Origin of the sequence: Hydrotalea sandarakina (genome assembly GCF_003254115.1) — a bacterium.
Lineage (GTDB): Bacteria > Bacteroidota > Bacteroidia > Chitinophagales > Chitinophagaceae > Hydrotalea > Hydrotalea sandarakina.
Window position 1 is genome coordinate 21319 of the sequence record NZ_QKZV01000002.1, and the last position, 20165, is coordinate 41483.

The window sequence follows — 20165 nt, forward strand, 5'->3', positions numbered from 1 at the left end:
TTGTTTATTTTAACTAATTGGGTTTTGGTTATTCATTTGTGTTTTTTTCTTCTGTAGGTTGCTGTTGCACTGTGGGTGTAGCATCATCAAATAAAATGCGAACAGGCGGGCTTATTTCATCTTTGTATTGGCCATTTTTTACACTCCATAAAAAAGCAAATAAAAAAATGGCGGCAACTGAAATGCTTGCTATTAATAATACTATAATGACACTCACACGAATAATTTTTGTGTTTCAAAAGTATTTTAGGTAGTTACGGTGCAGTATGACATTCATCAACCCATTAACTGATATTTATCATGTTTTGATGTTATTGGTGGGAAATTGCTATGCTGCCCAATGTTGGGAACGATGAAGTGATTGCGACGCAACAGGCGATGCCATGAAAAACAACTGCCGGTATTATTATTGCAGCTTTAATTGTTTTGCATACAAATTACTTAGTCCGTAAGTAATGAACACAATGCTTATTGTACTTGCCGGCATTAAAACGGCTGCTATTAAAGGTGATAGTACACCTTGCACCGCAAAGTATAAACCAATGATGTTGTACAGAATAGAAACTGCGAAGGCTATAAAAATTATTTTTTTATTGGCTTTTGCCAGTTGAATGAATGCGGGTAAACGGTGTAATTGAGTGGCATCAATAATTACATCGCTGGCTGGTGTAAAGTTGTTGCTGTTTTCAGAAACAGCAATGCCTACATTGGCTTGTTGCAGGGCTCCCGCATCATTTAGCCCATCGCCAATCATCATAACGGTGTACCCTTTGTTTTGTAATTGTTCAATGAATTGAAGTTTGTCGTTTGGTTTTTGGTGAAATAAGGTAACGGAATGAAACCCTAATAGAGATTGTAGAAAATTTTTTTCGCCGGCATTGTCGCCACTTAATACGGCAAGGGGATATTTTTTTTGCAGTTGCTTAGCTAAACCTCTTAAGCCAGGTCTGTATGCATTTTTAAAAATAAACTTTCCTACTAATTTCCCCTCTACACCTAAATAAACGGTAGAAGTATTATCGATTACTTCTTTTCGTTTTAAAACAAACTCTTGCGTGCCAATGGTAAGCCATTCATCTTCTACCATTCCTTCAATGCCTTTTCCGGGTATTTCTTTGTATCCATCAATTTTTCTGTTTCCGGAAACTTGTAACCATTGTACAATTGACTTGCTTAATGGATGGGTTGATTGTGCAGTTAGTGTGGCTAATTTTTCTTTTAATGTTTGCGAAAGGGGGATACCGTCATATTCAATTTGGTCATATCGGCCGGTAGTAAGCGTGCCTGTTTTGTCGAATACTATGTAATTTACTTTGGCAATGGTTTCAATGGTGTTGGCATTACGTAAATAAAAATTATTTCTACCTAAACGTCGAATAATGGCACCATTGGTAAATGTATTGCTTAATAACAATGCACAAGGACATGCTACTATTAAAACTGCTGTAACTGCTTGCCAAAGTTTTTCAGGATTGTGGAATTGCCAATAGGCTGCAGCTATTGTTGCAATAGCAAAAACAATATAGGTAAAGTATCGGCTAAGTGCATCAACAAATGAATGCTCGTTTTTGTGTTCCTTTTTTTTAAAGGCGCTTCTATTCCATAATTTGGTTAAATAACTTTGTGCAACTTCTTTAATTACCAATAATTCAATATTACTACCCAACTGTTTACCGCCGGCATAAATCATTTCACCCATTTGAATTTCAACGGGCATACTTTCACCTGTTACAAAACTGTAGTCAATGAGTGCTTTGCCTTTGGTTAAAATACCATCGGCAGGAATTAATTCGCTGTGGTGAATTAACAAAGTATCGTTCAGTTGTATATTGGGAAGGGTTACGGTTTCTTCTTTATTGTTTTTAATACGCGATACGGCAATTGGAAAGTATGCGGTGTAATCTCTATCGAAGTTAAGTTGTTCATATGTTTTATCCTGCAGTATTCTTCCAACCAGCATAAAAAATACAATACCACTCATGCTGTCTAAGTATCCGCTGCCGGTGTTGGTAACAATTTCAATAATGCTTCTAATAAAAGTAACCCAAATGGCTAAGACAATAGGGGTGTCAATATTCAGGTATTTGTGTTTTAAGCTTTTAAATGCGCTGTTGTAGAACTCTGTCGCCGAATAAAATACCACAGGCAGGCTTAGTAATAAGCTTAAATATCGGAACCAATATGTTAGATTGTAATCTTTATCATCAATGCCCAAGTATTCGGGAAAGCTAAGCATCATAATATTGGCAAAGCAAAAACCTGCCACTCCTAATTTGTAAATTTTGGAATAATTAATCCGTGGCTTAAGCTGGTTTAAATTTTGTAGGCTTATATAAGGCTCGTATCCGATTGAGGTGAGTAATTCTGCCACTTTGCGCATGCTTGTGTGGTTGTGATTGAAAACAATATCAGCCTCTTTGCGTGAAAAGTTTACTTTACTGCTAATAATATTTTTGTTTAAACGATGTAAGTTTTCAATTAGCCACAAGCAACTGCTGCAATGCATGTGTGGCAAATAAAAGGTAACGTGTGTTTGATTATTATCTTTAAATACGGTAAGGGCTTTTTGTACACTTTCATCATCTAAAAAAGCAAATTTGTTTTCACGTACTTTTATTTTTTGGCTGTTTCCCGGATTTTGGCTAATGGTATAATAATCGCACATGCCGGTATTGTTCAGAATTTCATATACCGATTTGCATCCTTCGCAACAGAAATGTTTGTCATATGCCTCAATGGGATGATTACCACAATCCTCACCACAATGAAAACAGGTTGTTTGAATGGAAGTGTGTTCCGTAGCCATATTATTTTGCAGCTTTGGTTAGGAATGGATAAATATTCTTTTGTTCCAGCATCAGCCAGTTTTGAATTTTTTTCTCCAATAAGAAAAGATGGTTGATGAAGCTTTTAAATTCGGCATCCCAATCTTTTTTTATCATGTAGTTGTTTACAATTTTTCGTTGATGTTGTAATGCTTTCATAAAAACATCATGTTTATGTTGCATGGTTTTCAATAAGTGATCATTTAGAGATATGTCATCATCATGCAGTGCAACTTTGGGTTGTTTTTTTAAATACGGAAAAAAATATACTTGTTCTGTATGTATGTATTGACGAATTTGCTTGTGTATGAGTTGTATTTTTTGTGCTAGTTGTGGCAGTAATGTATGTTGGTAATTTTTTGAATTTAACAATGCTTCTAGCTGATGGCGGCTTTGGTCTAATAATTCCAAAATAACGGGATGATGCTCCACCATAATTAAATTGCAAGAGCTTTCTAATGTTAAGGGTGCACCTTCCAGCCATTTCTGTAAAAAATTTAACCGCATACTTTGCTCATTTTAATGCAAAGTAGCCTACCCTAAAGCGTTAATTTATGACGCTGCTCAATAGCAAACATGATTATTATCATGTTTTGTTTTGAGGTAATAATAGGTTAATGTTGAATTAGCATGGCACGGAAAGCAGTGGAATCGCCATTGAATACATCAAAATCAACTTTGGTTTTTATGCCGGTAATATGCCCTTCATCACTGTGTTGCCAAAATTGCCAAGGGCGTTGTATGCGGGGTTGTTGCGGGGTTTTATAATGGGCTACCCATAGTGGATAATCGTCAAATTCCTTGCCTAAGTAGCTTTCATAAAAGCTGGCATAGGTGTATATAATTGGTTTTACTTTATAATAATCTTCAATGGTTTGTAAATATTCCTTAAGTCGTTTTTTTAGTTGTGCAGGTTTTACTCCATACAGTTCTTCCACATCTACCGCCGGGGGTAAATCGCCTATTTGCAGGGGCACTGTTCGTATAAAATTCTGCGCTTGTTGAGCCCCATTTTTGGTAGCAAGAAAAAAATGGTAAGCACCTCGGGTAATACCAAACTGAGCCAGTTGTTGCCAATTTTTATTAAATTGAATATCAGCACTTGATAAACCTTCGGTTGCTTTTATAAATACAAAGCCAATGGCAATTTTATCGGAACGTGTATTTTTAACCATTCCCCAGTTTACATTACTTTGGTGAACGCTTACATCAATACCGTGTATGGCATAATTATCCGGAATAGGTATGCCGAAATTGGCATCAAAAGTAAAGTCAATAGGTACAGGTTTATTGTTGTTTTGTTGCCATATATACACAATTACAAGTAGTAAGGCCATAAAAATGCCAATAATAATCCACCCCCATAAAAATGACTTTTTTTTCTTTTTTTTGGCCATACCCATGTATCAATTGCCTTACAAAAATGCCATATTCAATTCAAAAAACGGGCAATCATTTTTCGAATAGTGGAACATATATAATATAAACGGCTTTTTAACAGGAATGGGCTTATTTTTACACCTTGTATGCCGTACTTTAATTTTAATGACAGTTTAAATTTAATTAGCAAATTTACCGCCAGGCGTTTGTGGAATGCTGCCAAAGTTTGGAGCAGTTACCAAATTACCCGTTTAACAGGAAAGCCGGTGCAATGGGGATTACCCATTTCCATTTCATTTGAACCTACCACGTCTTGTAATTTGCGTTGTCCTGAATGTCCAAGCGGTATGCGTGAATTTACCCGACCTACCGGAATGCTTGATAATCATTTTTTTAAACAAACTATTGATGAAATACACAAAGAGCTGCTGTATTTAATTTTTTATTTTCAGGGCGAACCATATTTAAATCCAAACTTTTTAGATATGGTGCAGTATGCTCATAGTAAAGGTATTTACACTGCCACATCAACCAACGCTCATTACCTTACAGATGAAAAAGCCAGGAAAACGGTTGAAAGCGGATTAGACCGCCTTATTATTTCTATTGATGGCACTACACAAGAGGTTTACCAACAATACCGTGTGGGTGGGAAGTTGGACAAAGTAATTGAAGGCGCAAAAAATATTGTTAAATGGAAAAAAGCATTAAACAGTAAAACACCTTTTGTTTTTTTTCAATTTTTGGTGGTAAAGCCCAATGAGCATCAAATTGAAGCCATTAAGCAATTGGGAAAGGAAATTGGGGTTGATCAAGTACGCTTTAAAACCGCTCAGGTATATGATTATGAAAATGATCCACATCAATTAATACCCACTATTCAAAAGTATAGCAGATACAAAACCAACAAGGAAGGAAAGGTGGTTGTAAAAAGTGGTTTAGGCAATCATTGTTGGAAACTATGGCACGCCAATGTTATAACCTGGGATGGATTAGTGGTGCCTTGTTGTTTTGATAAAGATGCACAACACCGTTTGGGAAGTTTGAAAAATGAAAGTTTTAAGGCCATTTGGCATAATCAGGAATATCGTAAGTTTAGAAACAATATTATGCAAAGCAGGAAAAATATTGATATTTGTGCCAATTGTAGTGAAGGATTGAAAGTGTGGGAAGATTAATAAACGACACTCATTTTGCATGCCATGAATATTGAAAAGGAATTACCACAGTTGCATTTTCGAAATGAATTTCACAAGGGGATTGTAAATATTATATTTACTGCCAATTGGTTGCAAGAGCGTATTCGGCAGTTTTTATTACCGGAAGATATTACTTCGCAACAATATAATATTCTACGTATTGTTCAAGCAAGTACTACCCCGTTATCAACCTTGCAAATTAGAGAGCAAATGTTAGATAAAATGAGTGATACCAGCCGAATGGTTGATCGGTTAGTGGCAAAAAAATTAGTAGAAAAAAGAACCTCTGTTCATGATAAAAGAAAGGTAGCTATTTACTTAACGGAAGCGGGCGAAGCCTTGTTAAAAAGGCTTGAACCCAAAGTGCAAGAGGTAGATGCATTTTTGTCATCATTAACGGTTGATGAAGCTAAGCAGTTAAATCAATTGTTAGATGCAGCCAGGCAACAGCAGTAACAGTTTATCATCCTTACGTTACTGCTTTATATTTTCTATTATTAGTGCCTTGGAAATACTAATTACAAAATAATTATTGAAAGTTACACGAATTAAGTTTTTGAATAACAGTATTATGCAAAATGTTTCATGAATACTGTTGTCGGCAAAATACGAAACATGAAAAGAAACACATTCTTCTTAGCATTATTGATTATTGCAATTTTTTTTCAATCAGAATTATATGCACAGAAATCACCCATATTTGAAATGCGTGGAGTATGGGTTGCCACTGTTGTGAATATTGATTGGCCTGCACAAAAAGGTATGTCGGTGGAAGCGCAAAAAGCTGATTTTATTAAGTTGCTGGATATGCATCAGCGAAATGGCATGAATGCGGTATTTGTGCAAATTCGTCCCGCAGCCGATGCATTTTATCCCTCGCAATATGAACCATGGAGTGAATATTTAAATGGGAAACAAGGATTGCCGCCAACACCTTATTATGATCCCCTTGCATTTATGATTGAAGAAACACACAAGCGCGGAATGGAATTTCATGCCTGGTTAAACCCCTATCGCGCAGTTTTCAATATTCATAATTCGTCTATATCACCATCACACATCACAAAAATTCATCCTGAATGGTTTGTAACTTATGGCACTACCAAATACTTTAACCCCGGCTTGCCTGAAGTGCGAGCCTTTGTTACACGTGTTGTAAAAGATATTGTAACGCGTTATGCGGTAGATGGAATACACATGGATGATTATTTTTATCCTTATAGAATTGCCGGTAAAGAATTTCCCGATGGAAAAGCTTATCAGCAATATGGCAAAGGATTGAGTAAAGATGAATGGCGTCGGGCTAATTGTGACAGCATTATTCTTAATTTATTCCAAGCTATTCGCGCTGCTAATCCGTATGTAAAGTTTGGCGTAAGTCCCTTTGGTGTTTGGCGCAATAAGAGCCAAGATCCGGAAGGCAGTAATACAAAAGCAGGCCAAACAAACTACGATGATTTATATGCCGATATTTTATTATGGTTGAAAAAAGGTTGGATTGATTATGTTGCACCGCAATTATACTGGGAACAGGGGCATAAACTTGCTGACTTTGATACTTTGTTGGCTTGGTGGAATGCACACACATATGGTAGGCAGTTGTATATTGGACAAGCTATTTATAGAGCAGGAAGTAATGCTGCCTGGCGAAACCCTAACGAAATTCCAAATGAAATAAAAGCCATTCGCAGTTATCCAACTACACAAGGAAGTATATTTTTTAGCAGTAAAAATTTTGAAAACAATCCTAACGGATGGGCCGACAGTTTACGTTATGATTATTATGCATTGCCCGCCATTGTGCCGCCAATGCCATGGATAGATAGCACCAAACCTGCTGCACCCATTTTTGCCAAATCGGGAAATAATTTGTTTACTATTCATTATAACGGAAAAATTCCGGTAAAAGCCTTTGCCATTTTTGCTTTGCCGGAGAATGTTGATGCGAAATTGGAATATGCTTCATTAATACAATTGCTTAATTCTGATAAACAAGTTGTTTATGAAAGGAAACAAGCATTAGTACCTTCAAATAATCGGTTATTTGCAGCTGTTGTTAGCGAACACAACGTGTTAAGTAACTGGGTGGAATTAAAGTAGTATATAACCTTGAATTAAGCTATTGATATACGCTTTAAGGGCAAATAAGTTTTAGGACTAATTAATAGTGGTACTCTTTCAATAACGGTGGTGGCATTGTCTAAGCCAAATGCTTTTTGGTCGGATTGTGCTAACTGTTTTATGGCAAAATAAGCATCCATAATAAATTCCTCTTTTACCGATAATTCATTTTCAACCGATAAGAATGTTTCCAATATAACATAAGTAATATCGGTATGAAAGTTAATAACATCCAAATCTTCATATTGATTGCTGCAACACAATTCATTGTTTTTTCGCATTTCTTGCATTACCATTTTTACCAATAGGTTAATGCGCGGTTGAATTCTAAAACCCAACTTAAAATTGATTTTGATTACTTTTTCGGGTAATAAATTCACTACACTATAAGCCATTTCGTAAGGATTATCTGCGCGGTCAATATGAATAAACCAATATACGTCTGCTCTTTTTGGTTTTCGATTTAGTATAGAATCAATAATCCTTTTTTCAATATCGCCATCGCTATTGGCTTTTGTTAAGTACACTAAATGGGTAGCATATTTAGGTACTTCTTTATCGGCGCTTAATGTTTGTAAGCTTGTTAAATGTTCTTTTATTTTCACAAAATGTAAATAACGATTGGTTATCTTTCTTGCTTTATGCCAAACAAACATGATGAACATTAGGCCAAATTCAAAAAACAAAAACATCCAACGTTGTTTAATTTTGGCCACATTGGTTATGAAAAATGAAATTTCTACAATTAAAAAAATGGCCATGATAAGCGCAATTAACCAGTTATTCCATTTTTTAATTCTGTACATAAAAATAAACATCAATCCGGTAGTCATTAGCATGGCAATTACAATTGAAAAACCGTAGGCAGCTTCCATGGCTGAACTGTCTTTAAAATACAGCATCATACCTACACATCCCAACCATAATATCCAGTTTAAGCTGGGTATATAAATTTGGCCTTTTACATTGGTGGGATATTTTACTGTAACTCTTGGCCAAAAATTCATGCTGATAGCTTCACTGATTAAAGTAAATGAACCACTTATTAAAGCCTGACTGGCAATGATGGTAGCCAAAGTGGCTACAATAATGCCTATTAATAAAAACCAATGCGGCATTAATGCATAGAAGGGATTTACGTTGCCTAAACTTGATTTTTGTTGCAGTAATAACCAAGCACCTTGCCCCATATAATTTATAATGAGCGCTGTTTTTACAAAAGCCCAACTTACCTGAATGTTTTGTTTGCCGCAATGTCCCAAATCGCTGTACAATGCTTCAGCACCTGTTGTACATAAAAACACAGCACCCAATAACCAGAAGCCATGCGGATATTCAACCAATAATTTAATACCGTAATATGGATTAACAGCTTTAATGATATCAGGAAATTGAATTATTTGTGTAGCACCTAAAATTAAAATCATGCTAAACCAAACCAACATAATGGGGCCAAAAGCAAATCCTACTACTTTGGTTCCAAAGCGTTGAAAGAAAAATAAGAGGGAAATAATTCCTACCACAATACCAATAGTAATACCATTGCCGGGTATAATGGTGTTTTGTAAATAATGAATGCCATTTAAACCCTCAACTGCCGAAGCAACAGAAATGGGTGGAGTTATTATGCCATCGGCTAATAAAGTTGCGGCACCTATAATGGCGGGCATATAAAGCCATTTCGCATACCTACGTACTAAAGCAAATAGCGAAAATATGCCACCCTCACCTTTGTTATCTGCCTGAAGGGTTAACAATACATATTTAAAAGTGGTTTGTAGGGTTAATGTCCAAATAATGCAAGAAATGCCGCCATAAACCAATTCTTTTGAAATAGGTCTGTCACCAATAATGGAACGAAAAACATATAAAGGTGATGTGCCAATATCGCCATAGATAATGCCCAGGGTTACTAATAAGCCGGCTACAGAAAGGCGATGTAAGTTTTTGGAACTGTGTAATTCCGTTTTCATGCATTAAGTTATTGAAGGGTGTATGGGTACATTAATATTCATCTGTTTTTGAATGAATAGTTTAATGTCAAATTAGGATTCAACAAATATGGAAAAATGAACTTGGAAATGAAGATAGCGTATAGGTACACAAAGAGGTTGTGCGGTGGTTGGGTTGCCATATAAAATTTAAAGGTGCAAATTTATAATGCATTTATACCCATTTTGGTAGTTAGGTAACCGCATTAAGCACAATTTAATTTGCATTCCTTTCTAAAGTAAAAAACTAGATTAATGTACCTGAAGTGTTTGTGAACGCTCATTAGTTTTTTGCCATATGCCAAATCTCTCTTCTATGGCCTGAAAACGAAAGTTGAATATGTGTTTGAGTTGTTTTTTCACAAATAATGCATTGGCAATATTTCCTAAAAATCCAAAAGGAATTCTGTAGTGTACAATATCAGTCATTTCAACACCGCCGTTAATGGCTTTAAAATGATGTTGATGATGCCATAATGAGTAAGGCCCAAAACGTTGTTCATCAATAAAATATTGCAAAGGTTGTACATGTGTAATTTCTGTCATCCAATAAAGTGGAATGCCCAAAACCGGTTTTACAATATATTCAATAATTTGTCCGGCATACATGGTTGAACCGTGGTATTTACTAATAATTTTAAATCCCAGTTGTTTAGGGGTGATGGCAGACAAATTTTCCGGGTTGCTAAAAAAAGCCCAGGCAGTATCTAAATCGGTAGGAATGTATTGAACAGTTTTGAGAGAAAATGTTTTAGACATAACATCATTTTCAATACTAACAAAACAAAAACGGTAAGGTTTTCTTTTTAGGAAAAAACTTACCGTTGATATTTTAAAACTTAGTTTCTTATTTTAGAAGAAGATATGTCCTCGAATGGCAAAAACATTTACAGGCCCGCTTCTATCTTTATTATAACCCGGATTATGAACTAGTTGATAATCGCAGCTTAACCAAAAATTATTAAATAAATATGCGTTGTAAAATGCTTCAATAATACCTTCATGCCCATAATTTAATGCGCCATCGCCAATAATAAAACCATAACCACCTGCAGCTAAAAAGTCGCGATGAGCCTTAGAAATACCATTCAATACCCCTGCAATACCTGCTACATCAGCCGGGCGATGCCAACGTGTACCTTTTACCGATAAACCTAGTGAAGCCGTTTGGTCAATTTCTGTATAAGCCCATGAAACATATTTTCCATCATTCCAACCAATACGTGAAAAAATGCCAATATCATTATTCAATGCCTGTTCTGCACTTAGTCCTAAACCAAATTTTTTACCACCGAACGTATTGTTTTCCGCATTTCCATCTATTACGTTTAATAAAAACGTGTTATTTGTTGCTAATGCTTGCATACCTTGCTGGTAGGAGGGTGCACGAGTGTAGGAGTTGCTTATGGTAAACCTAACGGTACCCGGCTGACGATTAATGCTATAGCGTTTTTCAATTTCTAAAGTTTCGGAGTGTGCTTTGCCCAAACGGTATTCCATTTTAGGCGCGTTGGCTATAGCTGGTACTGCAACACTAGATAAAAGAACTGTCCAACTGTTTTGATACCATTCTGCAACAACACCAAAAGTGTAACCACGAGTATTAGCGGGATAATCCCAAGCGCCATTACCCATCAATGCCCAGTTTAAAAATTGGGTACGCGGGTCATGGCTATATGCGTTATCATCATAAAAATCGCTAATAGCAAATTTGCCGGCTGAAATAGTAATGCGGTTATCAGGAACTTTATCAGCTACTTGATTAATGTCGTCTTCAACATTGCTGTATTTTGTTTTACCTAAGGCAAAGTTTTGCTGAATATAAGCACGTGCAATAAATAATTGCGGTTCAACATTACCCACTCTGTAAGTTTCCCCGTTAAGTGCACCTGCAACACCTTGTGAGTAACTTAATCCGTTGCCACCGGACATTTCCGGATTAAAGTATGCTGCAGCGCCTTTCCATAATTTTCTGCCTAAAAATAGGGTGCTTGTTAAACTGGTTGCCCCTGTTTCTACCGAATTTTCTAAACTGTTTTTCCCACTGTATTTTGCTTTGAAACCCGAATGGCTTTGTGCAACAACTGTAAGTTGAAAATGATGGGTCCAACCGTTACTGCTATCCATTTGAAAAATGGGCTGTGTATATGTAATAGTTGATATTAAAGCCAAAGCTAATGTAAATGTCCATTTCATGTTACAAATTTTAAAGGTATTTCCGAATTATTGTTGTGAATTTGGGAAAAAGCAAGTGCGGCGAGAACATTTGGTTCTTTCCCAATAAAATTAGGGGCTAAAAGCATGCTTATGTTAAAGCCACTGTTGAAATTTCTTTATAAACCAAATTTTAATTGTTTGTGTCAGCAAGCAATAGCTAACTAAAATAGCAATTAAAAATGGAAAATAGATCCAAGGCAAGGGTTGCATTTTTAAGGCATCGGCAAAAGGAGAATAGGGTATATATATGCCAATGGCCATAATAGTAACAGTTAATAATATAACCGGTGCCGTTGCAATACTTTGTATGAATGGAATTTTGTGGGTTCTAATCATGTGTACAATTAGGGTTTGCGACAGCAAGCCTTCAATAAACCATCCACTTTGGAAAAATGATTGATGTTCGGGACTATTTGCTTTAAAGAAAAAGAATAACAAAGCAAAAGTTACATAATCAAATATGGAACTAATGGGTCCGATAAAGAACATAAATCTGGCAATACCGCTTGCATCCCATTTTTTGGGTTGTTCTAAATAGTCAGCGTCCATTTTATCCCAGGGTATAGAAATTTGTGAGATGTCATATAATAAGTTTTGTACTAATAATTGTATGGGAAGCATGGGTAAAAATGGAAGAAATGCACTAGCCCCCAGCATGCTGAACATATTCCCAAAATTACTGCTTGCAGTCATTTTAATGTATTTTATAATATTGCCAAAAGTGCGTCTTCCATAAATTACCCCTTTTCTTAAAACGGTTAAATCTTTTTCAAGCAAAATTATATCGGCACTTTCCTTAGCAATATCAGTTGCCGTATCTACAGAAATACCCACATCGGCATCGCGTAAAGCACCTGCATCATTTATGCCATCGCCCATAAAGCCAACGGTATGGCCTTTGGCTTGTAATACTTTTACAACACGGCTTTTTTGTAAAGGGCTTAATTTGGCAAAAATATTTATATCGTCAATTTTACTCATTAACTCATCATCTGAAATTTGCTCCAGTTCATTGCCTAATATTACATTTTGAACGGTAATGCCAACATCTTTACAAATCTTTTTAGTTACAGTTTCATTATCACCCGTAAGTACTTTAAGTGTAACACCCAGTTTTTGCAAGGCTTCAATGGAGGGTTGTGCCGATGGTTTTGCGGGATCCAAGAAACCGATAAAACCAGTAATGGTCATATCTTTTTCATCGGCTACGGAATAGGTTAAAGCTCTGTTTTCAAATTCTTTAATAGCTACCAATAAAACCCTTAAGCCCTCTTTGTTTAGTTTTTTAGAAGTACTTAAAATGGTTTTGCGCATGGTTTCATCTATAGGAATTACTTTGTCGTTTTCAATGTGTAATTCTTTGTCTTCTCCCGGGTCAAATGCATGAGTACACAGGTCAAGTATTTCTTCAACGGCTCCTTTACAAATAAGTAAATGTTTCCCATTTCTTTGTTTTAAAATAACCGACATTCTTCTTCTTTGAAAGTCGAAAGGGATTTCATCCACTTTTACATATTGTTCTTCCACTTTCAAATAGTCATGCAGCTCAGCATGTTCTAATACAGCAACATCTAACAGGTTTTTCAATCCGGTTTGGTGAAAACTGTTTAAATAGGCCCATTTCAATACTTCATCATCATCATCACCATATACATTTAAGTGGCGTTCCAATACAATTTTATCCATTGTAAGTGTACCGGTTTTGTCGGTACACAAAATATCCATGGCGCCAATATTCTGAATAGCATTTAAGCGTTTTACAATAACCTTACGTTTACTCATATTTAATGCGCCCTTTGCTAAATTAGCAGTTACAATCATTGGCAACATTTCCGGTGTTAAGCCAACGGCTACTGCAATGGCAAACAGTAAAGCTTCTAACCAATTGTGTTTTACAACGCCGTTTAGTATAAAAATAAGCGGCACCATAAACAGCATGAAACGAATTAATAACCAGCTAACACTGTTCACCCCTCTGTCGAAACTGGTTTCAGCTCTTTTACTGGTTAATGATTTGCTGATGGAACCAAAATAAGTTTGATTACCAATATTAACTACTACAACTGTAGCGGCACCACTTACAACATTGGTGCCCATAAAGCAAATATTTTCTAATTCCAATGGCGATTTTGTGTCGGCATTGTGAATATTCATTTCTCTTTTTTCAACCGGTAAACTTTCGCCTGTAAGCATTGCTTGGCTAACAAATAAATCTTTTGAAGTTAATACTCTGCAATCAGCCGGTATCATATCACCGGCAGAAAGTAATACGATATCACCAACAGTTAAATCTTTTATATCAACTTCCATTTTGCCTTCGCCATTACGCAAAACAGTAGCCGTTGTTTTAACCATGCTTTTCAATTTTTCAGCTGCTTTGTTGCTTCTAAATTCTTGCCAAAAGCGAAGTAAAGAACTTAGCAATACCATTACACTTACAACGGTAACGGTTTTATAATCTCTTTCACCGGGAGGGGCAGTAATAATATCAGTAATAACTGAAATAGCAGCTATAATAATTAATACGCCAATGAAGGGGTTTAAAAATGCTTCTAATAGTTGTATATACCAGGCCGGTGCCTTTTCATGTGAAACTTCATTTAAACCATACTCATGAATTCTTTCCTGTACATCGGTTTCGGAAAGACCTGAATCTTTTGTATTAAGGATTGCTAAAACTTCTTCTTTAGTAGCTGCGGCTATTTCTTTCAATTTAGATATAGCTGCAGATTGAACAGTTTGTCCGGCATTTTCTCCCGAAAATGAAATGTGCTTTACAATTTTAGCTGCTGTTGTTTTTAACATAAAGCCGGTTTTTGCCTTTAAATAAAAAGTGATAATGCATACAAAAAGGCTTAGAGCAATACTTACCCCTGCCGTTGATACAATTAACAACTTCGGCTAAACAGCAATGTGTGGCAAAAAAGAGAAAATACAATATGCATTTTGCATTGTTTTTAACTGTTTATGACTATCCATCTTCCATAGCCACAGTTAAAAACGGAGGTGTAGCTTAGGAAGGAATGTTAATTTTACTATGGTCCGAACCGGTTTCCATCTTGTTCATAATTAAATTGCGTGCAAAAGTAAGGTAATTAAATGTTTCAAAACTCAATTTTGTAATTTTTTTGTTAAACTAACTTGTAAAAACTTGTATGGTAGCTTTGTTAGGGTATATATACTCCAAAAGCTATTATTTGGGGTATTTGTATTCATTGTAATTATTGTGTTTTAAAATCTTTTTATAACAAAATTTAATATGAAAATTCTTATAAAAAATATGGTTTGTAATCGTTGTATTAAGGTTGTTGGACAGTTGTTAGATGAAATAAAAATTCCATATAGACAAATACAATTGGGTGAGGTTGAAATTACTAATACTCCAAGTGAAAATGATTTGAATAAGTTAAATCATTTATTACATGAAAACGGATTTGAAATTTTGGATGATAAACGGGCATCAATAGTTGAACTAATTAAGAATACGATTATTCAATTGGTGCAAAAAAATTCTGAATCACTTGTTACACATAAACTTTCTGTTTTATTAGAGGAAGCCACAGGTTATGATTATCATTTTTTAAGTACTTTATTTTCCTCTGTTGAGGGAACCACTATCGAAAGATTTTCAATTTTACAAAAAGTAGAAAAGGTAAAAGAACTATTAACCTACAATGAAATGAATTTAAGTGATATTGCTTTTACAATGGGGTATAGCAGTGTGGCACATTTGTCAGCCCAGTTTAAGAAAATTACCGGATTTACACCATCAGAATTTAAAAGAATAGGCGGAAAGAGAAGTTCAATTGACAATATTAAATAATGTATTAATTCTGTAATTATTTTATAAATCTTTCTCACAATATTGTAATAACTATGGTTTGCATGCCTGGTAGCTTTGTGTTTTAAAATCAGAGTTATGCAACAAGTTGTAAAAAAAGTTTTCCCTGTTTTGGGTATGAGTTGTGCCTCGTGTGCTATAAGCGTGGAAACGATGTTAGATGCAGTGGATGGTGTTGAAAGTGCTTCTGTTAATTATGCCTCTAATCAAGTTATGGTTATTTATGATGAAAAACTTGTGCAACCCAATAAATTGAAAACAGTAATTCAGTCAATTGGTTATGATTTACTGATAGATAATAACACCAACAGTAGCATGAATGAAGAAGCTACTGAAATTGAATTTAAAAAATTAAAAATTCAAACTTTATTGGCTTTTATTTTTACAGTGCCAATTGTGTTAATAGGTATGGTTTTTATGCATGTACCCAACGCTAATTGGATAATGTTACTTCTATCAATTCCTGTTGTTTTTTATTTTGGTCGTCGTTTTTTTATAAATGCTTTTAAACTTGCTCGTTATGGTAAAGCTAATATGGATACTCTGGTTGCTCTTAGTACACTAACGGCATTTTTATACAGTGCATTTACAACCGTTTATCCCAGTTTTTGGATTTCTCGAGGTTTGCCGGTACACGTTTATTTTGAAGCGACTACAGTTATTATCGTATTCATATTACTTGGAAAATTACTGGAGGAGCGAGCAAAGTCAAATACATCTTCTGCTTTAAAAAAACTTATTCAACTACAACCCAATACTGTTTCCATTATTGAAAATGGTTTTGAAAAAGAAATACCTACTGTAGATGTAGTAATTGGTAATCTTATATCTGTTAAGCCTGGTGAAAAAATTGCGGTTGATGGAAAAATAACAGAAGGAACTTCGTTTGTTGATGAAAGTATGATAACCGGTGAATATACTGCTGTTGAGAAAATGAAAGGAAGTGATGTATTCGCTGGAACAATTAACCAGAAAGGGCATTTTATTTTTGTAGCGGAAAAAGTTGGTAGTGAAACCATATTAGGAAAGATTATACAACTAGTGCAGGAAGCTCAAGGAAGTAAAGCTAAAGTTCAACGTATTGCAGATAAAGTAGCAGGCATTTTTGTACCCGTAGTAATAAGTATAGCATTCATTTCCTTTTTAATATGGTGGATTGCAGGAGCTAATGATGCTTTTTCGCATGCTGTTCTTGCATTTGTTACAGTGTTAATTATTGCTTGTCCTTGTGCTTTAGGCCTTGCTACTCCTACCGCAATGATGGTTGGAATTGGAAAAGGTGCTGAAAACAATATTTTAATTAAAAACGCTGACAGTTTAGAAACCGGTTATAAAGTAAATGCAGTAGTAATAGATAAAACCGGCACATTAACGGAAGGAAGACCAATTGTAACCAATGTGTTATGGGATAATTCAGTTGATGATAAATTGTACTATACTAAAATTTTATGGGCACTCGAGTCAAAATCAGAACATCCTTTAGCCGAAGCCGTATTAAATCATTTTAATAATGAAAAAACAAACATCAATCAATCTTTGAGCAATTTTGAAAGTATTACGGGAAGGGGTATTATGGCAATTTGGAATAATCAAAAGTGGATGGTTGGCAATAAAAAAATGATAGAAGAAATGGATTTGTCAATTAGCAATTTTCTATTACAACAAGCTAATAGCTGGCAGTCATCAGCACAAACGGTAGTTTATTTTGCTAATCAAGAACAGGTTTTGGCAATTATAGCAATATCTGATACAATTAGACCTTCTGCTTATGAAGCCGTAAAAATGTTACACAATATGGGTATTGAAGTATTTATGCTTACCGGCGATAATTGCGCAACCGCTAATGCCGTTGCAAAGACATTAGGTATTCAACATTTTGAAAGTGAAGTACTGCCTCAGCAAAAAGCATCCTTCATTCAAAACCTGCAACAGAAGGGAAAAGTTGTGGCTATGATAGGAGATGGTATAAATGATAGCCAAGCACTGGCAATAGCTGACTTAGGCATTGCCATGGGTAGCGGTACTGATATTGCAATTGATGTTGCTAAAATAACATTAATCACTAAAGATTTAAAAGCATTGCCTAATGCATTGAAATTATCGGAAAAGACAGTTAAAATAATCAAACAAAATTTATTTTGGGCGTTCGTTTATAATGTTATTGGGATTCCGGTTGCAGCAGGCGTATTATACCCTATAAACGGCTATTTGCTCAATCCTATGATTGCAGGTGCTGCTATGGCTTTTAGCTCGGTATCTGTAGTTGTGAATAGTTTAAGATTGAAATCAGTTAATTTATAAGTTTTGTTCTGCTTCTAAAAATTTTATAAATCTATTCAAAAATCATGTAAACAGTCCCTTATTCTTTGTTACTAATTTTGTACTACAAAAAAAATTATGAAAACATTTAAATTTAAAACGAATATTCAGTGTAGCAGTTGTGTAGCCAAAGTAACACCAACTTTGAATAATGAAGCAAAAATTGACAACTGGAATGTTGATACTACCAATAAGAATAAAATTTTAACCATACAAACCAATACTTTGGATACAAACCAAATAATTGATTTGGTTAAATCTGCAGGTTACAATGCTGAATTATTGGCTGAATAAGAAATTTTTTTTATTACCTTTATTTCAAATTCAGATAATGCATAGCACAGTTAAAGTAATAGGTCAGTTTGTTTGGAAAGTATTTAGCTTTCTATTTATTCCAAAGAAAGACTGTTGTAAATAGTGCATTGCAATAAAATGTTTATATTTTTGGTTTTTACTTTTTTGGATTACATTTAATAGTTTGAAAAAAGCCATTACCATATTATTAATATTACTGTATGGCCTTAGTGTTCAAGGTGCTACCTTTCATGTACATTACTGTATGGGTAAATGGGCCGGTATTGATTGGGTAAAAAAATCAAACCGCCAACATTGCTCAAGTTGTGGCATGTTGTTGGAGAAAAGTCGGAAAAATAATTGTTGTTCAGATATACAACAAACAATTAAAGTAAGTACAGATCAATCCGCATCTAATTTTTTTAATTATGCTCATGCTACAATTGTAGGGTTAGTTACAATCTTACCAACAAATTTTATTGTACCTGATTATACTTTTTTAAAAGACAGCTTAGCACCTGCGGTGCATGCGCCTCCCCTCAATCAAGCTCTTCCTCTTTTTGTCCGTAATTGTACCTTTCGCATATAATACTACTCTTTATTCTATTAAGCTCTGTATTAATTACTGGAGCTAATGGTATGCTCATATACCATTGACTTGTGTTGTTGCATTTCCATTTTTATATTTAAATTATTCATTTTATGATAGCTAGGATCATTCATTGGTCACTGCAGAATAGATGGGTGGTATTATTAATATCCGCAGTTTTATTAATTGTTGGAATTATCAATATACAAAGCAATCCGGTTGATGCAATACCTGATCTAAGCGAAAATCAGGTAATTGTTTTTACGGAGTGGCAGGGAAGAAGTCCTCAAATTGTTGAAGACCAAATTACCTATCCTTTAGTCAGTAATCTGCAAGGTATTCCAAAGGTGAAGAACATTCGGGCCACATCAATGTTTGGTATGAGTTTTATATATGTGGTGTTTGATGATAATGTTGATATTTATTGGGCTCGTTCCCGGGTGCTTGAGCGTTTAAATTATGCACAACGATTACTGCCTTCAGGAATTACGCCCTCATTAGGGCCTGATGGAACAGGTGTAGGACATATTTTTTGGTACACACTGCAGGCTAAAAACATGAATTTAGGCGAGCAACGCGCCTTACAAGATTGGTATGTGAAATTAGCACTTCAAACAGTTCCCGGTGTGGCTGAAGTGGCATCTTTTGGCGGATTTGAAAAACAATATCAAATCGTTGTTAATCCGGCTAAACTTCAATACTATCAAATTTCCTTGCAGCAAATGCTTCAAAAAGTAAAAGCTAATAATAATGATGTTGGCGGAAGGAAATTTGAAATGAGTGATATGGGATATATAATTCGCGGATTAGGATACATACAAAATATAACAGACATTGAAAATATTGCGTTAGGTAGTTATAAAGGCATTCCCGTTCGTATAAAAGATGTGGCAACGGTACAAATGGGCGGTGATTTGCGGTTAGGTGTGTTTGATGAAAATGGAAATGGCGAAGTGGTTGGAGGTATAGTTGTTATGCGTTATGGTGAAAATGCCGACAAGGTGATAAAAGCTGTTAAAAGTAAAATGAGTGATATACAGAAAGGTCTTCCCGATGGTGTTTCGTTCCATATTGCGTATGATAGAAGTACATTAATTGAGGCTGCCATTCATAATATACAATCGAAACTAATTGAGGAAATGATAATTGTGGCCATTATTGTAATTATATTTCTTTTCCACTGGCGAAGCGCACTTAATATTATTATTCAAATTCCCATAACCATTGCCATCAGTTTTATTTTACTTAACCTGTTTGGCATTTCATCCAATATTATGTCATTAACGGGTATTGCATTGGCTATTGGCGTAATTGTCGACAATGGCATTATTATGAGCGAAAATGCTTATCGCCATTTAGCTGAAAAACAAAATCATCATTCTTAATACT

General features: G+C 35.1%; 16 protein-coding genes. 8 read left to right on the top strand and 8 right to left on the bottom strand.

Annotated features, from left to right (window positions below; genetic code table 11):
* Window positions 1–28: 28 nt before the first annotated feature.
* From ccoS to LX80_RS03025, 4 genes are all read right to left on the bottom strand, one after another.
* A complete protein-coding gene (gene ccoS, locus LX80_RS03010; protein ID WP_111293590.1) occupies window positions 29–217 on the bottom strand; it encodes a cbb3-type cytochrome oxidase assembly protein CcoS in 189 nt (62 codons plus the stop codon).
* Window positions 218–406: 189 nt separating this feature from the next.
* On the bottom strand, window positions 407–2806 hold the full coding sequence (locus tag LX80_RS03015; protein ID WP_111293591.1) for a heavy metal translocating P-type ATPase: 2400 nt from the start codon (window positions 2804–2806) through the stop codon (window positions 407–409).
* Window position 2807: 1 nt separating this feature from the next.
* Window positions 2808–3332 (bottom strand): class I SAM-dependent methyltransferase, encoded by a 525-nt coding sequence (locus tag LX80_RS03020; RefSeq protein WP_111293592.1) that lies wholly within the window; start codon window positions 3330–3332, stop codon window positions 2808–2810.
* Between the two features lie 107 nt (window positions 3333–3439).
* Entirely contained in the window at window positions 3440–4222 is a 783-nt protein-coding gene (locus LX80_RS03025; RefSeq protein ID WP_111293969.1) for a glycoside hydrolase family 25 protein, read from the bottom strand.
* Between the two features lie 129 nt (window positions 4223–4351).
* Here LX80_RS03025 and LX80_RS03030 point away from each other — a divergent pair, with 129 nt between their 5' ends.
* The 3 genes from LX80_RS03030 (at window position 4352) to LX80_RS03040 (ending at window position 7504) form a co-directional block, all read left to right on the top strand.
* Window positions 4352–5383, top strand: a complete 1032-nt coding sequence (locus tag LX80_RS03030; protein ID WP_111293593.1) for a radical SAM/SPASM domain-containing protein — start codon at window positions 4352–4354, stop codon at window positions 5381–5383.
* 24 nt (window positions 5384–5407) lie between these two features.
* Window positions 5408–5860 carry a MarR family winged helix-turn-helix transcriptional regulator gene (locus LX80_RS03035; protein WP_111293594.1) on the top strand — a complete coding sequence of 151 codons (453 nt, stop codon included), beginning with the start codon at window positions 5408–5410 and terminating at the stop codon, window positions 5858–5860.
* A gap of 159 nt (window positions 5861–6019) precedes the next feature.
* Complete coding sequence (locus tag LX80_RS03040; RefSeq protein ID WP_111293970.1) at window positions 6020–7504, top strand: glycoside hydrolase family 10 protein; 1485 nt, start codon at window positions 6020–6022, stop codon at window positions 7502–7504.
* 14 nt (window positions 7505–7518) lie between these two features.
* Here LX80_RS03040 and LX80_RS03045 read toward each other — a convergent pair whose 3' ends face one another.
* The 4 genes from LX80_RS03045 to mgtA form a co-directional block, all read right to left on the bottom strand.
* Entirely contained in the window at window positions 7519–9498 is a 1980-nt protein-coding gene (locus LX80_RS03045; protein ID WP_111293595.1) for a KUP/HAK/KT family potassium transporter, read from the bottom strand.
* A gap of 270 nt (window positions 9499–9768) precedes the next feature.
* Window positions 9769–10275, bottom strand: a complete 507-nt coding sequence (locus LX80_RS03050; RefSeq protein ID WP_111293596.1) for an SRPBCC family protein — start codon at window positions 10273–10275, stop codon at window positions 9769–9771.
* Window positions 10276–10368: 93 nt separating this feature from the next.
* Window positions 10369–11712 carry a carbohydrate porin gene (locus LX80_RS03055; protein WP_111293597.1) on the bottom strand — a complete coding sequence of 448 codons (1344 nt, stop codon included), beginning with the start codon at window positions 11710–11712 and terminating at the stop codon, window positions 10369–10371.
* A 114-nt stretch (window positions 11713–11826) separates the two neighbouring features.
* A complete protein-coding gene (gene mgtA / locus LX80_RS03060; protein ID WP_111293971.1) occupies window positions 11827–14538 on the bottom strand; it encodes a magnesium-translocating P-type ATPase in 2712 nt (903 codons plus the stop codon).
* Between the two features lie 454 nt (window positions 14539–14992).
* Between mgtA and LX80_RS03065 the strand changes: the two genes are divergently transcribed.
* The 5 genes from LX80_RS03065 (at window position 14993) to LX80_RS14655 (ending at window position 20161) form a co-directional block, all read left to right on the top strand.
* Window positions 14993–15556, top strand: coding sequence for a helix-turn-helix domain-containing protein (locus LX80_RS03065; protein ID WP_111293598.1), 564 nt, complete (start codon window positions 14993–14995; stop codon window positions 15554–15556).
* Window positions 15557–15652: 96 nt separating this feature from the next.
* Window positions 15653–17875, top strand: coding sequence for a heavy metal translocating P-type ATPase (locus LX80_RS03070; protein ID WP_111293599.1), 2223 nt, complete (start codon window positions 15653–15655; stop codon window positions 17873–17875).
* Window positions 17876–17971: 96 nt separating this feature from the next.
* On the top strand, window positions 17972–18187 hold the full coding sequence (locus LX80_RS03075) for a heavy-metal-associated domain-containing protein (protein WP_111293600.1): 216 nt from the start codon (window positions 17972–17974) through the stop codon (window positions 18185–18187).
* 184 nt (window positions 18188–18371) lie between these two features.
* A complete protein-coding gene (locus LX80_RS03080) occupies window positions 18372–18776 on the top strand; it encodes an HYC_CC_PP family protein (protein ID WP_111293601.1) in 405 nt (134 codons plus the stop codon).
* A gap of 113 nt (window positions 18777–18889) precedes the next feature.
* Complete coding sequence (locus LX80_RS14655) at window positions 18890–20161, top strand: efflux RND transporter permease subunit (RefSeq protein WP_111293602.1); 1272 nt, start codon at window positions 18890–18892, stop codon at window positions 20159–20161.
* The last annotated feature ends 4 nt before the right edge of the window (window positions 20162–20165 follow it).

Coding starts and splice junctions, on each gene's coding strand:
- LX80_RS03015 (WP_111293591.1), bottom strand. CDS start 2,806: ATGGCTACGGAACACACTTCCATTCAAACAACCTGTTTTCATTGTGGT.
- LX80_RS03020 (WP_111293592.1), bottom strand. CDS start 3,332: ATGCGGTTAAATTTTTTACAGAAATGGCTGGAAGGTGCACCCTTAACA.
- LX80_RS03025 (WP_111293969.1), bottom strand. CDS start 4,222: ATGGCCAAAAAAAAGAAAAAAAAGTCATTTTTATGGGGGTGGATTATT.
- LX80_RS03030 (WP_111293593.1), top strand. CDS start 4,352: ATGCCGTACTTTAATTTTAATGACAGTTTAAATTTAATTAGCAAATTT.
- LX80_RS03035 (WP_111293594.1), top strand. CDS start 5,408: ATGAATATTGAAAAGGAATTACCACAGTTGCATTTTCGAAATGAATTT.
- LX80_RS03040 (WP_111293970.1), top strand. CDS start 6,020: ATGAAAAGAAACACATTCTTCTTAGCATTATTGATTATTGCAATTTTT.
- LX80_RS03045 (WP_111293595.1), bottom strand. CDS start 9,498: ATGAAAACGGAATTACACAGTTCCAAAAACTTACATCGCCTTTCTGTA.
- LX80_RS03050 (WP_111293596.1), bottom strand. CDS start 10,275: ATGTCTAAAACATTTTCTCTCAAAACTGTTCAATACATTCCTACCGAT.
- LX80_RS03055 (WP_111293597.1), bottom strand. CDS start 11,712: ATGAAATGGACATTTACATTAGCTTTGGCTTTAATATCAACTATTACA.
- mgtA (WP_111293971.1), bottom strand. CDS start 14,538: ATGTTAAAAACAACAGCAGCTAAAATTGTAAAGCACATTTCATTTTCG.
- LX80_RS03065 (WP_111293598.1), top strand. CDS start 14,993: ATGAAAATTCTTATAAAAAATATGGTTTGTAATCGTTGTATTAAGGTT.
- LX80_RS03070 (WP_111293599.1), top strand. CDS start 15,653: ATGCAACAAGTTGTAAAAAAAGTTTTCCCTGTTTTGGGTATGAGTTGT.
- LX80_RS03075 (WP_111293600.1), top strand. CDS start 17,972: ATGAAAACATTTAAATTTAAAACGAATATTCAGTGTAGCAGTTGTGTA.
- LX80_RS14655 (WP_111293602.1), top strand. CDS start 18,890: ATGATAGCTAGGATCATTCATTGGTCACTGCAGAATAGATGGGTGGTA.